Annotated in this window: 15 protein-coding genes and 1 other RNA gene; 10 read left to right on the plus strand and 6 right to left on the minus strand. The window is 38.8% G+C overall.

Annotated features, from left to right (window positions below; genetic code table 11):
- The first annotated feature begins 141 nt into the window (after window positions 1-141).
- Window positions 142-1,470: an ATP-dependent RNA helicase SrmB gene (srmB, locus tag QE177_RS09935; protein WP_280549222.1), complete on the plus strand. Its 1,329-nt coding sequence runs from the start codon at window positions 142-144 to the stop codon at window positions 1,468-1,470.
- A gap of 113 nt (window positions 1,471-1,583) precedes the next feature.
- On the opposite strand, the gene grcA is transcribed toward srmB, so the two are convergent.
- A complete protein-coding gene (grcA, locus tag QE177_RS09940) occupies window positions 1,584-1,967 on the minus strand; it encodes an autonomous glycyl radical cofactor GrcA (RefSeq protein ID WP_026821684.1) in 384 nt (127 codons plus the stop codon).
- A gap of 334 nt (window positions 1,968-2,301) precedes the next feature.
- Here grcA and ung point away from each other — a divergent pair, with 334 nt between their 5' ends.
- Window positions 2,302-2,985 (plus strand): uracil-DNA glycosylase, encoded by a 684-nt coding sequence (gene ung / locus QE177_RS09945; RefSeq protein WP_180560271.1) that lies wholly within the window; start codon window positions 2,302-2,304, stop codon window positions 2,983-2,985.
- A 38-nt stretch (window positions 2,986-3,023) separates the two neighbouring features.
- On the opposite strand, the gene grpE is transcribed toward ung, so the two are convergent.
- Entirely contained in the window at window positions 3,024-3,632 is a 609-nt protein-coding gene (gene grpE, locus QE177_RS09950) for a nucleotide exchange factor GrpE (RefSeq protein WP_280549226.1), read from the minus strand.
- Window positions 3,633-3,738: 106 nt separating this feature from the next.
- Here grpE and nadK point away from each other — a divergent pair, with 106 nt between their 5' ends.
- The 3 genes from nadK to bamE all read left to right on the plus strand — a co-directional run bounded on the left by nadK (window position 3,739) and on the right by bamE (window position 6,855).
- The gene (nadK, locus tag QE177_RS09955; RefSeq protein WP_280549228.1) at window positions 3,739-4,638 is read left to right on the plus strand and encodes an NAD(+) kinase; all 900 of its coding nucleotides are present in this window, start codon (window positions 3,739-3,741) and stop codon (window positions 4,636-4,638) included.
- Window positions 4,639-4,724: 86 nt separating this feature from the next.
- On the plus strand, window positions 4,725-6,386 hold the full coding sequence (gene recN, locus QE177_RS09960) for a DNA repair protein RecN (RefSeq protein ID WP_280549230.1): 1,662 nt from the start codon (window positions 4,725-4,727) through the stop codon (window positions 6,384-6,386).
- A 112-nt stretch (window positions 6,387-6,498) separates the two neighbouring features.
- Window positions 6,499-6,855: an outer membrane protein assembly factor BamE gene (gene bamE / locus QE177_RS09965; protein WP_280549232.1), complete on the plus strand. Its 357-nt coding sequence runs from the start codon at window positions 6,499-6,501 to the stop codon at window positions 6,853-6,855.
- 103 nt (window positions 6,856-6,958) lie between these two features.
- Here bamE and QE177_RS09970 read toward each other — a convergent pair whose 3' ends face one another.
- Together QE177_RS09970 and QE177_RS09975 are read right to left on the minus strand one after the other, a co-directional pair.
- Window positions 6,959-7,249, minus strand: coding sequence for an RnfH family protein (locus QE177_RS09970; protein ID WP_280549235.1), 291 nt, complete (start codon window positions 7,247-7,249; stop codon window positions 6,959-6,961).
- Window positions 7,242-7,676, minus strand: coding sequence for a type II toxin-antitoxin system RatA family toxin (locus QE177_RS09975; RefSeq protein WP_026821677.1), 435 nt, complete (start codon window positions 7,674-7,676; stop codon window positions 7,242-7,244). The genes QE177_RS09970 and QE177_RS09975 overlap by 8 nt, the downstream gene beginning before the upstream one ends.
- 157 nt (window positions 7,677-7,833) lie before the next feature.
- Between QE177_RS09975 and smpB the strand changes: the two genes are divergently transcribed.
- Window positions 7,834-8,316 carry an SsrA-binding protein SmpB gene (gene smpB, locus QE177_RS09980; RefSeq protein ID WP_280549240.1) on the plus strand — a complete coding sequence of 161 codons (483 nt, stop codon included), beginning with the start codon at window positions 7,834-7,836 and terminating at the stop codon, window positions 8,314-8,316.
- 56 nt (window positions 8,317-8,372) lie between these two features.
- Window positions 8,373-8,736, plus strand: a transfer-messenger RNA (tmRNA) gene (gene ssrA / locus QE177_RS09985).
- 762 nt (window positions 8,737-9,498) lie between these two features.
- Here ssrA and QE177_RS09990 read toward each other — a convergent pair.
- Complete coding sequence (locus tag QE177_RS09990) at window positions 9,499-10,188, minus strand: abortive infection system antitoxin AbiGi family protein (RefSeq protein ID WP_280549242.1); 690 nt, start codon at window positions 10,186-10,188, stop codon at window positions 9,499-9,501.
- A gap of 389 nt (window positions 10,189-10,577) precedes the next feature.
- On the opposite strand from QE177_RS09990, the gene QE177_RS09995 reads away from it, so the two are divergent.
- The 3 genes from QE177_RS09995 to QE177_RS10005 all read left to right on the plus strand — a co-directional run bounded on the left by QE177_RS09995 (window position 10,578) and on the right by QE177_RS10005 (window position 12,804).
- The gene (locus tag QE177_RS09995; protein ID WP_280549244.1) at window positions 10,578-11,417 is read left to right on the plus strand and encodes a hypothetical protein; all 840 of its coding nucleotides are present in this window, start codon (window positions 10,578-10,580) and stop codon (window positions 11,415-11,417) included.
- 632 nt (window positions 11,418-12,049) lie between these two features.
- The gene (locus tag QE177_RS10000) at window positions 12,050-12,289 is read left to right on the plus strand and encodes a hypothetical protein (protein WP_280549245.1); all 240 of its coding nucleotides are present in this window, start codon (window positions 12,050-12,052) and stop codon (window positions 12,287-12,289) included.
- Between the two features lie 236 nt (window positions 12,290-12,525).
- Window positions 12,526-12,804: a hypothetical protein gene (locus QE177_RS10005; RefSeq protein ID WP_280549247.1), complete on the plus strand. Its 279-nt coding sequence runs from the start codon at window positions 12,526-12,528 to the stop codon at window positions 12,802-12,804.
- Between the two features lie 142 nt (window positions 12,805-12,946).
- On the opposite strand, the gene fdhF is transcribed toward QE177_RS10005, so the two are convergent.
- Window positions 12,947-15,094, minus strand: coding sequence for a formate dehydrogenase subunit alpha (gene fdhF / locus QE177_RS10010; RefSeq protein WP_280549249.1), 2,148 nt, complete (start codon window positions 15,092-15,094; stop codon window positions 12,947-12,949).
- Window positions 15,095-15,106: the final 12 nt, after the last annotated feature.

Here is a 15,106-nt window from a genome sequence, read left to right on the forward strand (position 1 = left end):
TTTATAGAGACTGGACAAAGCTGCTACCCGATTTGTCATTGATTTTTAATAATTATTCATATCATCACTCAACAAACCATTTTAATGGATGAACAATTTGGGCGTTCTGTTTATAATCCATTGCCTAACCAGAGGTATACAATGACTGCAACCACATTTTCTGAACTTGAGTTAGATCAAAGCCTGCTCAATGCACTGGATGATAAAGGCTATGAGCGCCCGACAGCCATTCAGCTTGCAACTATCCCTGCTGCTATGGAAGGACGCGATATTCTAGGGTCATCGCCTACCGGAACAGGAAAAACCGCCGCTTACTTACTACCGGTGATCCAACATTTACTTGATTTTCCGCGTAAACGATCTGGACCACCACGTATTCTAATTCTAACGCCAACCCGTGAATTGGCAATGCAAGTGGCTGAACAGGCAAAAGCATTAGCCAAATACACCCATCTTGATATCGCAACCATTACCGGCGGAGTATCCTATGTTAACCACGCTGAAATTTTTAGTGAAAACCAAGATATTGTCGTCGCCACCACAGGACGTTTATTACAGTATATTAAAGAAGAAAATTTTGATTGTCGGGCAATCGAAACGTTAATTTTAGATGAAGCCGATCGAATGCTTGATATGGGATTTGCCAACGACATTGAAACTATTGCGGGTGAAACACGCTGGCGCAAACAAACCATGTTATTTTCAGCAACACTCGCAGGTGAAGCCATTCACGATTTTGCTGATCGGTTACTGAATAATCCTCATGAAATTGATGCTGATCCATCAAGACGTGAACGCAAAAAGATCCAACAATACTATTATCGCGCTGATAACCTCGAACATAAAACCGCACTACTTTGCCATCTATTAAAACAACCCGATGCCAGCAAATCGATTATCTTTGTCCGTAAACGTGAAAGAGCGCATGAGTTGGTTCAATGGTTACAACAAGCCAATATAAAAACCTGGTTACTTGAAGGGGAAATGGTTCAGGCAAAGCGGACTGAAGCGGTTAAACGTCTAAATAGCGGACAAATTAACGTCTTAGTGGCAACCGATGTAGCCTCACGTGGCTTAGATATTGACGATATTAGTCATGTGTTCAATTTCGACTTACCGCGTACTGCAGATGTCTATTTGCACCGTATTGGTAGAACCGCACGCGCTGGGCGAAAAGGTATAGCAATTAGCTTAGTAGAAGCCCATGATCAACCGCTATTAGGTAAAATCAACCGTTATCTTAATGAACCATTAAAAATACGCGTCATCGATAGCCTACGGCCAACCACAAAAGCACCGTCTGAAGGTTCACTACGTAAAACCAAACCATCGAAAAAAATTCGGCTAAAACGACAAGAAAAGAAAAAAATTGACCAACAGCAAAAGAAAAAAACCAAAGAGCGCCATCGCGACAGTAAAAATATTGGCAAACGTCGTAAACCATCTGTAAAGCAAACTGATAACAGCTAATGGCTATACTAAACCACCTATTAATTTTTCTGCTTAACTAATAAAAAATTAACAGCCTGATATCTTTATCAAGCTGTTAATTATTATTTCTCAATTAATTAAGTACTATTTTATTATAAACTTTGCGTGAAAGTGCGAGTAATAACATCGCGTTGCTGTTCAGGTGTTAAGGAATTAAAACGCACCGCATAACCTGAAACCCGAATGGTTAATTGTGGATATTTTTCCGGATTTTCAATCGCATCTTCTAATGTTTCACGAGACAGAACATTAACATTAAGATGCTGTCCTCCTTCTACCGCTATTTGCGGTTTAACTTCAAGGGGGATTTCACGATATTCAAATGAACCTAACATCTCCTTGGCAACAATTTGTCCTTCATTAAAATCAGTTTTAGCGCAAATACAGCGAGCTTCATTTTTTTCGTCATCTAATAACCAAAAAGAATTTAATAATGCTGCATTATCTGCCTGAGTAATCTGAATACCAATAACCATGTCGACCTCCAAATTCGAACAAGATTGAAATAACAATTTGAAATTATTTTCAAATTAGCTATTTGCTATAACCATTATTTCTATAAACTATATAACAATTAAATATCGGTAATTCATTGATATAAATCAATAATTTCGCCACGCAATTAATAATAAGCTCGACAACTTTCTGTTTTAAATCAATTTTTTGTTTAAAAAAAATTTATATTTTTTGGAAAATATTTTTAATCCGAAAATTATAATGAAAAACTAACGATTTCCGTTTTAAAATTTACCTCATATAACGTAAATGTTAAGTTAAACCTTATATTAATCAAAATCTAAAGGAATGGTTATGTCCGCTTTGCCCACCTGGCACGATGTCATCGGTTCAGAAAAAGAACAAGATTACTTCCGTAACACCCTGGCTTATGTTGCTAAAGCACGCCAACAAGGTACGACAATCTTTCCACCACAAAAAGATGTCTTCAATGCTTTCCGTTATACCGAACTGAGTGAAGTAAAAGTCGTAATACTAGGACAAGATCCTTACCATGGCCCTAATCAAGCGCATGGTCTCTCTTTTTCTGTGCGGCCAGGTGTTCCTGCGCCACCTTCACTGGTTAATATGTACAAAGAACTTGCAAAAGATATTCCAGATTTCCACTATCCCAATCACGGTTATCTGGTCAGTTGGGCCCAGCAAGGAGTATTATTATTAAACACGGTTTTAACCGTTGAACAAGGCAAAGCACATTCTCATGCCCATCTCGGTTGGGAAACTTTTACCGATAAGGTAATTGCAGCAATTAATCAATACCGCACTGGTGTCGTTTTTTTACTGTGGGGTGCCCATGCACAGAAAAAAGGTCAATTTATTGATAACCATAAACATTTTGTCCTTAAAGCACCACATCCATCCCCTCTTTCTGCCCATAGAGGTTTTTTCGGTTGCCGACATTTTTCTAAAACCAATGAAATACTCATAAGACAGGGGTTAAGCCCTATTGACTGGACGCCGATCATTCCTGAAGAATAAACTGAATGCCACCACCATATGGGTGGCATTATCTGCGCTTACTTTGCTTTTGACACAATCACCATTGCCGGACGTAATAAACGACCATTTAAGGTATAACCTTTCTGCATAACATCAATAACTTGGTTAGGTTCATGTTCTTTGGAATCGATCATCGTCATAGCTTGATGCAGTTCTGGATTAAAAGGAACATTCTTCTCCGCTACCACCTTGATACCGTATTTGCCAACGGTAGCTAAAAAAGATTTTAACGTTAATTCAAGTCCTTCCAGCATTGGAATCGATTCTGCTTTTTCCTTATCAACAAGTTCGATCGCTCTTTCCAGATTATCAATCACAGGTAGCAATTCATTAGCAAACCGCTCTAGAGCAAATTTATGCGCTTTTTCAACATCTTGCTCAGTACGGCGACGAATATTTTCCACTTCAGCTTTGGCACGCAACAATGCTTCACGCTCACGTTTTTGCGCTTCTAGCAACTGCTGCTCTAATTCAGTAATCCGTGGATCAATTAATACTTCTTCCGTAGAACTCACTGGTTGCTCGGTCTCAATTGTTGGTTCTTTTGCCTCACTTTTTGGTGATTTTTTTGATTCTTTTTGTTTAGAGGCTTGCTCATCATGCACTTTATGATCTTTACTACTCATGAGTATCTCCACATTCTTTTTAGCATTAATCCAGATTATTAGCTTATTATGGGGATAAAAGTTTGGGATTCAAGAGAGCACGCCAACTTGTAAGAGGAAATAAACCATGCTGACCGGAAAAGCAGCAAAAAAGGCATTATTTAAATATATTGGCATTGTCGGTCACCCTAGACATCCAGAGGCCTTGGCAACTCATGAACAACTTTATAACTGGCTACGAGCGCAAAAATATAAAGTTATTGTAGAACAACAAATTGCCCAACAGCTTAAATTAAAAAATGCCAACATCGGTAGATTAACAGATATTGGTAAAACTGCCGATTTAATAATCGTTGTTGGTGGTGACGGTAATATGCTAGGCGCTGCTCGCGTACTATCACGCTATGAAAACAAAGTTATTGGCATCAATCGCGGTAATCTTGGTTTTTTAACAGATCTAGGGCCAGATAACGCGCTACAACAGTTAACCGAAGTATTAGCTGGCCATTACTATGAAGAACAACGCTTCTTATTGGAAACCCAGATCAGCAAAAAAAATCATAAACCACGCATGAGTACGGCAATTAATGAAGTCATTTTACACCCAGGCAAAGTGGCTCATATGATCGAATTTGAAGTTTATATAGATGATCGCTTTGCATTTTCTCAACGTTCCGATGGACTGATTATTACTACACCGACTGGCTCAACCGCTTATTCACTTTCTGCCGGTGGCCCAATCCTCACCCCCAACCTTGAGGCTATCGCGTTAGTTCCTATGTTTCCTCATACCCTTTCATCACGCCCACTCGTCATCAGCAGTGACAGTAGTATTAAATTAAAATTTAGACAAAAAAACATCAATTATGAAATCAGCTGTGACAGCCAAATTATTTTACCTATTCAAGATGATGATGAGGTCTTAATCAAACGAAGTAATAAAAAACTCAATCTCATCCACCCAAAAGATTATAATTATTTTAATACATTAAGTTCAAAATTAGGCTGGTCAAAGAAAACCTTTTGATTTTTTTTAATTACTACTTTACTGTATAAAAAACCAGTTTATACTGTATTTATTAACAGTTGTGTTTTTACATACAGGAGAAGCACATGCTTATTCAATTAACCATCAATAATTTTGCCATTGTCCGCAAACTGGAAATTGATTTTTATCCAGGTATGACAGCTATTACCGGCGAAACAGGTGCTGGCAAATCAATTGCAATCGATGCATTGGGTTTATGTTTAGGCAACCGAGCTGATACCAATATCGTTCGTCCTGGTGCTTCTCGTACCGATATTTGTGCCCATTTTTCCCTTACTGACACCCCCTCAGCACAAAATTGGCTAAAAAGTTACCAATTAGATAACCATAATGAATGTTTGTTACGCAGAACTATCACAGCTGATGGACGATCACGCGGATTTATTAACGGCACCGCGGTTCCCTTATCCCAATTACGTGAACTGGGGACGTTACTTATTCAAATACATGGCCAACACGCTCACCAATTACTATTAGATAATCAGCATCAAAAATATCTGTTGGATACTTACGCCAACCAAACCGCTATCTTAGCTGAAATGAAATTGGCCTGGAAAAATTGGCATCAAAGCTGCCAAGAATTAACAAAATTTCAACAGCAAGCAACTGAACGTCTATCACGCCAACAACTTATTGAATATCATCTTAAAGAATTGGATGAACTGAAACCGCAAGCGGATGAATATCAAAAACTAGAACAAGAATATAAACAATTGGCCAATCGTGAACAATTTCTTTCCTTAAGTCAAAATGCATTACAAATTCTCAATGACAACGAGGAACAAAATATTATCAGTATGCTAAATCATGTAAAGCAAGAGATTAATGAACTTACTTCTGTAAGTAATCAATTCAGTCATTTACTTGATATGCTTGAAGAAGCATCGATCCAAATTCATGAAGTGAGTAATGAATTACGTCATTATGGTGACCGGACAGAGCTAGATCCTAGCCAACTATTTGAATTAGAACAACGCATCGCAAAATATGTCAATTTAGCCCGCAAGCATCGCGTTGCCCCCGAATTACTGTTTGAATTACATCAACAACTGCTGGCAGAACAAGAAAAACTCAATCAGCAGCAAGATGATTGTGACCACTTAACGACTCAGGTCGAAGCTCAACATCAATACGCATTAGAAATAGCCAGCAAACTGCATCAAATACGGCAACAATATGCCAGTGAATTAAGTCAATTAATCACCAACAGTATGCATCAACTTTCAATGCCACATGGCTATTTTACGGTTGATGTCAATTTTAATCCTGAACATTTACAAATAGATGGTGCAAGCCAAGTAGAGTTCAACGTTACAACCAATCCGGGACAACCTCATCAAGCATTAATAAAAGTTGCTTCAGGTGGCGAACTTTCACGTATCGCACTAGCCATACAAGTGATAACAGCCAAAAAAATGGATACGCCCGCACTCATTTTCGATGAAGTTGATGTGGGTATTAGTGGCCCCACCGCCGCGGTGGTTGGAAAACTATTACGCGAATTAGGCAATTCAACGCAAGTTATGTGCGTTACCCATTTACCACAAGTTGCAGCCTGTGGTCATCACCATTTTTATGTGAGCAAACAAACTAATGGTTGTGAAACAGAAACGCAAATGCAATTATTAGATAAAAAAACCCGCTTACAAGAAATTGCCCGTTTACTGGGTGGTAGTGAAGTAACAAAAAACATTCTAGCTAGCGCAAAAGATCTACTTGCTGCCTAAAAACATCCTCAACTTTATTGTATATTATGGCTTATAGAAAATGAGGAAAGGTTTTCAATTTCATCAATGTCGATTATTATCGATATTCTGACTCTCAAAGGAATATATGACCATGCGTTGTAAACTGTTAATTGCTGCTGCGATGTCTGTTGTTTTAACAGCGGGTTGTTCTATGGCAGAACGGCTTGTTTACCGTCCTGACATTAATCAAGGCAACTATCTTTCTGCCAGTGATGTGGCAAAAATCCAAAAAGGGATGACTCAACAGCAAGTCGCCTATACATTAGGCACACCAATGCTAAAGGATCCGTTTGGCCAGCAAGTTTGGTATTATATTTTCCGTCAACAACCTGGGCATGAAAAGGTTAAACAGCAAACATTAACCCTCACTTTTGATCGCAATGGTATTTTAGTCGATATCAAAAATAACGATAGCTTAGCAGCCCAGAAAGCATCAACACTCATGTAGCATCTACCCAACGCTATTGATATTTATGTAAATAACTATCAATAGGCCGCCAATGAGGCGACAACTCAATTGGCGGTCACTCTAATTGATTACAAATACGTTATTAAGATTTTTGTTTGGCTTTTTCTGCCCGCTTACGGCGTATCTCTTTCGGGTCAGCAAGTAACGGACGATAAATTTCAACCCGATCACCATCAGATAAAATATCGGATAATTTAGCGGGTCGACTATAAATACCCACTTTATTTTTACTTAAATCAATGTCATCACGAAGCGACAAAATACCTGATCGCACTATCGCCTCTTCAACACAAGCGCCTTCTGCTAGCTTGACGTGCAACAAAAACTGCCTATCAGGCAATGCAAAAACCACTTCAATATCTATATCAGCCACGATAAACCTCGTGCGCACGTTGAGTAAAAGCTTGCACCATATTTCCAGCCAGCTCTTTAAAAATGCGACCAAAAGCCAACTCTATCAGTTTATTAGTAAATTCAAAATCAAGGTATAACTCAACCTTACAGGCATTTTCATTTAATGGTGTAAATAACCAATTACCCATTAATTTACGAAATGGCCCCTTTACCAACTGTATTTTAATACTCTTATTATCTTTTAATATATTATGAGTAACAAAAGTTTTACTAATACCCGCTTTAGCAACCTCAACTGACGCTGTCATTTCATTATTAGCATAATTCAACACCCGACTCCCCACACAACCAGGTAAAAATTGCGGATATGAATCTACATCATTGACTAAATTGTACATTTTCTCCGCACTATAAGGCACTAATGCAGAACGACTAATTTGCGGCATAACCATTCTCACCAAGTAAATCAAAAACAATAATAACATTGATATACACTTAAATAAAAATTCTGGGCGGCAACTTAGTCTAATAAATGCTCACTTAACACCAAATAATAGATCCTTACCGTGCCATTTAGTTATACATACAGTATAATCGCCAATTATGACAAAGAAAAAAGCACACAAGCCTGGTTCGGCAACGATTACGCTAAATAAAAGAGCGCGCCATGAATACTTCATCAGTGAAGAAATCGAGGCGGGTCTAGCTTTGCAAGGTTGGGAAGTTAAAGCACTACGCGCAGGCAAAGCCAATATTAGTGACAGTTATGTTTTACTAAAAGAGGGTGAAGCATATCTTTTTGGCGCAACAATTACCCCGCTAAATGTAGCCTCCTCCCACGTGGTGTGTGATCCAATGCGTACCCGAAAGTTATTGCTAAATCAGCGTGAACTTGATTCGCTGTTTGGTAAAATCAATCGTGAAGGCCACACAGCGGTAGCATTATCCCTTTACTGGAAAAATGCCTGGTGTAAAGTCAAGATTGGTGTCGCCAAGGGTAAAAAAGAGCATGACAAGCGTTCGGACATTAAAGAGCGCGAATGGAAGTTAGACAAAGCAAGAATTATGAAAAATGCTGGCCGCTAATGACCTAAGTGCTAGCATTATTAAGTTTTTTTCTGATATAATTGAATAATCAACTTGGGGCTGATTCTGGATTCGACGGGATTTGCGAAACCCAAGGTGCATGCCGAGGGGCGGTTGGCCTCGTAAAAAGCCGCAAAAAAATAGTCGCAAACGACGATAACTACGCTCTAGCAGCTTAATAACCTGCGCAGAGCCCTCTCTCCCTAGCCTCCGCTCTTAGGACGGGGATCAAGAGAGGTCAAACCTAAAAGAGATCGCGTGGATGCCTAGCCTGGGGTTGAAGCGTTAAACTTAATCAGGCTAGTCTGTTAGTAGTGTGTCTGTCCACAGCTAGCTGGCGAATGTAAAGACTAGACTAAGCATGTAGTACCGAGGATGTAGAAATTTCGGACGCGGGTTCAACTCCCGCCAGCTCCACCAAAATTCTCCATCGGTGATTACCAGAGTCATCCGATGAAGTCCTGAAAACCCGCATGGCAAAAGCCCTGCGGGCTTTTTTGTCCCCTCAGTTTGTCCCGCGAAGTCTGAAGAGAACTCATTAAATCCGAACCTTTTAGGCCCATTGATAGGCCCAACGATAAGTTATAAGGTCTTCATTGGGTCTAAAGCATTGAGACTCATCATGGTAAGAAAAACCAAACCGTCAGGATACGGAAAACAAAATAGCTAAACCTAAAGATGCTGACTATATTCTGTAAAATGAGATTGACTCATTTTGCTTGTTAAATATAGCGGTAGTAAACTCTGGCAGTTCCGATACTACGATCTTTGACAAAGATGAAGTTGTCTCCTTTCTGGAAATGACGAAACCACTGAGTAGTAATCAAAATTTATCTTTCCCAACCGCATCAAGCCGGCTCAATCCATTAACAATCACGTAGTAAATTTCCGCCTGATGTCATTGAAATAACGCTTGCTCTTATAAACAAAAAAGAGTTATGTAGTGTTTATAACTGCAGCGATTACCTTTAACAGCGCCGCCCGATGATACAATGATGGGCTGATTTTGTTATGGCTGCGGATCGTGGAAATATGTTTGTGGGTGAGATGGAAGGAAGGCAGCTTGTTGGATGATGTGTATTAACTCTGTGCTAATCTGGCCGTGTTTTGCGGCCAGATCAGACTGTCGGCTATAAACGAGGAACTGACTTAATCATAAATTGAACTCAAGTACGGAAAACATTAGACGACTTTGCTTTTCATTGATTTCTTCCAAGTAGCTAATACAACTTTCTCAGCGGAAAGTCCAGAAAGTGAGATTAATTTCTGACGTTGAGATTCATTTTCAACATAAATATATTTTATATTACCCAATAAAAATCTGAGTGCATAAGGCGCTATTCTTTCATTGCATTTCACTTTATCTTTATTATATTTAGAGAAGTCCACTGAAATTCTCCCACCCTTAATTTGCTGGATTGTTGGAACAAACCGCCACTCGTTCTCATACTTAAAATAAAAGTTTTCTTCATCAAAGTAACTATTGTAACCAGAGACATGCTTTGTAAAACACTTCAACTGAATAACGGGAAGTCGAAGGCTTTTTGGTAACGTACCAACTTGGCGAGATCTTAGTAAAGCTATAAGTCCTAAAGCCGCTGGAGAATTTTTTTCAATATAATTTACAGGTGATAATCCATTTTGCTCAGCCCATTTTTTGCAAAGAGCAATTCCATATCTACCGTATGTTATTGTTTTTTTATGTAATTCATTATGTTCATACTCACTAAATGAAACCATAGGGTGAGCAGATCGAGAAACTACTTTCCCTCTTTTATCACCAAAATATTCACCACAATAATGCAGTGAAAATGATTTAGATGAAATAATCGAAATTAGATTTTCAAATCTATTAGTAAAGTGAATGATCATGATCAATCCGTTTGTTCATCTTATTTAATTAAAATACCGAGACTTAACTTTTTTGAAATTTGTTCAATAGCAATAACTTTACTAGCATCTTTAATAATCCTATTATCATTTAAAATAACGAATGATGAGTACTCTTTTAATGCTACTTTATCGAACTCATAGATTAATTCTCGCACCGGCATTTCTCGTGCTTCAATATTCACTCATTAAATGAATTGGTTGCATCGCAGCATTAGATACAGAGTCTTGTATCTTGCCATTTGAGAGCTCTCAAAGAATCAGCTGAAAGCATGGTCATAAATTGGGACATAACTCAGTTTTCTCTTCTCTTTGATTTAGCGATAGGTATGCAGTAAATTAAGTCAGAAAGGTTAAAAGCACCGAACATTATGATAAATTTCTCACGATATATAGAGCATTTGAGATTTAAATATAGTCCGCGCATTGCCAGTTGGTTGATTTATCTTTCAACCTATCGTGCCCAATTTCATTTAAAAGCAAATGGCCCAAGTGGTGTATTGGTCGATAATACAGTACTTGCGCATGCGACAACTCATAAAACAGCTTGGGTTTCCATGGGCCAGAAACTTTGGGGCAAGCATTCTATCGAAACTGGGTACTTAGCACGAATTCCGGCTCATCCAGTTAATACTAAAGTGCGCGAATATGATGAGATCGTCTATCTTCCGGGCCTCATCTTTCTTCAAAAGGCGGGATTATTAACTCTTTATTCGTCTGCTGAACTATATAACGAGCAATTCTATCAGCCACTTGGGCGCTTTCGAAGGTGTGGGTATTTTGACTATAACCTGTTTGAGAACGTATTGCTGGAGAGTATTGACGGCCATATGTTTTCTTGTCTTGGCTCATCGTGGATGAGACCTCCAGGTCCACGCGAACAACTACATCAGCTGCTAAAGAAAATGGAAGCTGAAGATCATGAATATGCATCCCTCGTTGCAGTCCTCGGCAAAAAAAATAGCCAAGACGCATGGCATATACGGACCGCAGAAAAGTACAAGCTTTTCTGCTTTCTCACGATGGATTTCAAGCTAATTAAAACCCTAAATGCACAACGGAACTCGCCACGAATTCGATCTTTGAAAACATCTGTTATGACACCAGCCATGCTAGGAAAACGCCTGCGCCTTTTCCCAATAGCCCCTCACATCCTGAGCTATAACAACGCGACTTTTCCCGTACGGAACGATTTTGTATGTATTGATTGAAAGCAGATAAAGACAGTATTTGCTTTTATTGAAATAGAAATTTCATTTTTACCATTACCAAAAATGATTGCTTATTCCGCTGAAGAATTATTTAAAAAAGCTAAATTAAGGTTATCTAAACGATAAAAATCTTCCCATATTCTCATAAGATACCTCTATTTTTATGATCATTATTAGTATGTTAGATATTTCAGAATATCATCACTAAATAGAAGTAAGTATTAATTTTAATGAAAAAGATAAAGCTTATTAGGCTATTTTTGTTTATTTAATTTAAGCTAATTTTAATAAAAATTATTTGTTTAATTAATATTAAATTTACTAATAAATAATTTAATTTTGTTTAACTTGATGCTGTTTTTGTTGCCACACAAAATACGTTAGCATTACCAAGCTGGCCACTTAAGCAATAATTATTTTATTTTTTTCAACGGAAAAACTTACTAACTACAAATTTAAATAACACTAATATATTGATACGAACGTTCAATTGAAACTACCAATTTGCTCAATTAATATAATAACCACACAAACAATAACCAACAAAACAATTAACATAAATGTTAATTTTATGTTAAAATTATAAGTGTGATATATATCATAATTTTTACCTACCTATCGGAGGATTAATTATGAAATCAACCATCAAAATTCTCATTATTACTACCCTTTTGTCTGCTAACTTTTTTGCTTTAGCTGGTGACAAAACTCCTAGCAGTAGCACTGTAACAGATAGTGATGCAATCATTTTTAAAGATGATGATGATGATAAAGATACCATTGTTTTTAAGGATGATGATAAAGCAGTAAAAATAAGCTGCAATTCTCCCACTCATGAATATGGCGGCGAAGGCTGTATTGATATTCGATAGTAAAATTTAATGTAAAGTTAAATAATATTAAGCAAACATTAACAGAGATAAGGCAAAACTTATCTCTGTCTTAAACCTCAATCGCTGGTAACCTAATTAGCTATCTCTATTTAACTTGTTGAGTAATATCTTCTATTTTTCGCTGGTAAAACTATCCACACAACAAAATAGTAATGAAAATATTAAAAATATAATTATTATCAATATTCATTTTTACTCTTTTAGGAGGATAGACGATGAAATGGCGATTGAAAATTTTTACCATTAGTTTGTTAATCGGTTTTAACTCACTTTCTTTGGCAAATAATAGCGATAGATTAATTTATACTACCGAAAATCAAAATTACGACCCAGACCCAATAGAGATAATAAACTTAAAAGAAAATAAACACGACAAAATTAAAGACATATGTATGAAGAAATTTAAAAATTCACCACAATGTGATAACCCAAAATTTGTTGAGCGCTTTGGCCTGTTCCTAAAAAACTTTCCTGACCAGAAAGAGAACAATTAAAGCAATGCAGATCGAAAAAAGCAAATTAGGTCAGTATTTGGCTAACTTTATCAATAGCGGTCCAATACAATTTTAAACCAACAAACATAAACAACCCCAATTGGGGTTGTTTATCTGACTAAATAAAACAGCCGAACTTTATCTAACCTAAAGCGCTTTCACGCAGTTGTTTTTTCAGCTTATGATATTCATCAATCACATACTGTTCAGCAGCCTGTTGATCGGCGATAGGCTCAAGCCTAACAGCGCTGAATTTAAACTCCGGTGTTTTGGTTATCGGGCTTAAATTTTCTGCCACCAATTCATTGCAAGCCCCAATCCACCACTGATAAGTCATATATACCGCACCTTTATTAGGACGCTCACTGACTTGCGCGCGGGTGATCACTTTCCCTTTCCGTGATTGGATCCAAACCAAGGTTTGATCTTCGATACCCAGTTTTTTAGCATCCGCGGTGTTAATTTGTACATAACCCGGTTCATCAGCCAAAGCGGCCAGTGCCGCGCAGTTACCCGTCATTGAGCGGCAGGAGTAGTGCCCCACTTCTCGCACGGTGGAAAGTACCAGTGGATACTCTTCGTTGATGCGATCTAAGGGCGGTGCCCAGTCACAAGTAAAGAACTGCCCCAAACCGTTGGGTGTGGAAAATGTTTTTTCAAACAGGTAATCCGTTCCCTGATCATCATCAGATTCACTACGACACGGCCATTGGATATAGCCTAGCTCACCTATTTTTTCATAAGTAGCACCATAGAAATCCGGACACAAACGCCGCAATTCATCCCAAATTTGTTGCGTATTGTTATAGTGCATCGGATAACCCATGCGGGTAGCAATTTCGCTAATAATTTGCCAGTCAGTTTTTAGATCCCATTTAGGTTCTACCGCTTTGAAAAAACGCTGAAAACCCCGATCTGCCGCAGTATAAACGCCTTCATGCTCGCCCCAACAAGTCGCAGGCAGGATAACATCGGCCCCAGCAGCAGTTTTGGTCATAAAGATATCCTGCACAATGACTAATTCTAAATCAGCAAATGCTTTACGTACCGCAGGTAACTCAGCATCAGTTTGTAAAGGATCTTCACCCATAATATAAGCAGCACGAACTTCGCCATGTTCTACCCGATGAGATAACTCACTAATGCGATAACCAACATTTGCCGGTAGACTCTCAACCCCCCAGGCTTCAGCAAATTTTTGCCGATGTGCTGCTACTTTAATATACTGATAACCGGGATAGGTGTCCGGCAATGCCCCCATATCACAAGCACCTTGCACATTGTTTTGCCCACGTACTGGATTGACACCAACACTTGGTTTGCCCAAATTACCAGTTAGGAGTGCCAGGCTGGTCAGTGAACGCACGGTTTCCACCCCTTGATAGAACTGGGTTACCCCCATGCCCCAGAGAATAGTGGCTCGTTCAGCTTGCGCATAGAGTCGCGCTGCTTGGCGAATATCCTGCGCGCTAACGCCAGTGATCGCTTCTACTGAATCTGGCGTATAACCGGCAACAATCTTACGATATTCGGCAAAACCTTCCGTTCGCGCAGCTACAAAGGCATGATCATAAAGATCTTCTTCAATGATGACATGTCCTATTGCATTCAATAACGCTATGTTAGAACCATTTTTTAAAGCTAAATGCATATCAGCAATACGGGCAGTTTCAATTTTACGCGGATCGCAAACAATAATCTTCGCTCCTTTTTGCTTAGCTTTGATCACCCGATTAGCCACAATAGGGTGAGAATCAGCTGGGTTATAACCAAAAACAAAAACTAAATCAGTATCTTCGATACCGACAATTGAATTACTCATTGCGCCATTTCCGACCGACTGGTGCAGACCTGCAACCGATGGGCCGTGTCAAACGCGCGCGCAGCAATCAACATTATTAGTGCCGATAACCGCCCGGGCAAATTTTTGCATAATGTAATTGGTTTCATTGCCTGTGCCACGGGAGGAACCGGTAGTCATAATGGCATCCGGTCCATATTTGGCTTTAATAGCACTCAACTTGTTGGCCACATAGTTCAGTGCTTCATCCCAAGAAACGGCCTCCAGCTTAGCGCCTCGTTGACGGCGGATCATCGGTGATTTCAAGCGCGGGGTAAGGATTTGGGTATCATTGATAAAATCCCAACCGTAATAACCTTTTAGGCATAAATCACCTTGATTGGTTTTCCCCTGCGCCGCCTCCGCTTTGACAATTTTGCCTTTATCAACCATCAGGTTAATTTTGCAACCTGATGCACAATAGGGGCAAACCGTGACGACTTTTTTCATCCACATTACTCC

The organism is Arsenophonus sp. aPb, assembly GCF_029873475.1.
Lineage (GTDB): Bacteria > Pseudomonadota > Gammaproteobacteria > Enterobacterales > Enterobacteriaceae > Arsenophonus.

Bases quoted from the DNA above. Each gene is read 5' to 3' on its own strand.
- srmB (WP_280549222.1), top strand. From the start codon at position 142: ATGACTGCAACCACATTTTCTGAACTTGAGTTAGATCAAAGCCTGCTC.
- grcA (WP_026821684.1), bottom strand. From the start codon at position 1,967: ATGGTTATTGGTATTCAGATTACTCAGGCAGATAATGCAGCATTATTA.
- ung (WP_180560271.1), top strand. From the start codon at position 2,302: ATGTCCGCTTTGCCCACCTGGCACGATGTCATCGGTTCAGAAAAAGAA.
- grpE (WP_280549226.1), bottom strand. From the start codon at position 3,632: ATGAGTAGTAAAGATCATAAAGTGCATGATGAGCAAGCCTCTAAACAA.
- nadK (WP_280549228.1), top strand. From the start codon at position 3,739: ATGCTGACCGGAAAAGCAGCAAAAAAGGCATTATTTAAATATATTGGC.
- recN (WP_280549230.1), top strand. From the start codon at position 4,725: ATGCTTATTCAATTAACCATCAATAATTTTGCCATTGTCCGCAAACTG.
- bamE (WP_280549232.1), top strand. From the start codon at position 6,499: ATGCGTTGTAAACTGTTAATTGCTGCTGCGATGTCTGTTGTTTTAACA.
- QE177_RS09975 (WP_026821677.1), bottom strand. From the start codon at position 7,676: ATGCCGCAAATTAGTCGTTCTGCATTAGTGCCTTATAGTGCGGAGAAA.
- smpB (WP_280549240.1), top strand. From the start codon at position 7,834: ATGACAAAGAAAAAAGCACACAAGCCTGGTTCGGCAACGATTACGCTA.
- QE177_RS09990 (WP_280549242.1), bottom strand. From the start codon at position 10,188: ATGATCATTCACTTTACTAATAGATTTGAAAATCTAATTTCGATTATT.
- QE177_RS09995 (WP_280549244.1), top strand. From the start codon at position 10,578: ATGATAAATTTCTCACGATATATAGAGCATTTGAGATTTAAATATAGT.
- QE177_RS10000 (WP_280549245.1), top strand. From the start codon at position 12,050: ATGAAATCAACCATCAAAATTCTCATTATTACTACCCTTTTGTCTGCT.
- QE177_RS10005 (WP_280549247.1), top strand. From the start codon at position 12,526: ATGAAATGGCGATTGAAAATTTTTACCATTAGTTTGTTAATCGGTTTT.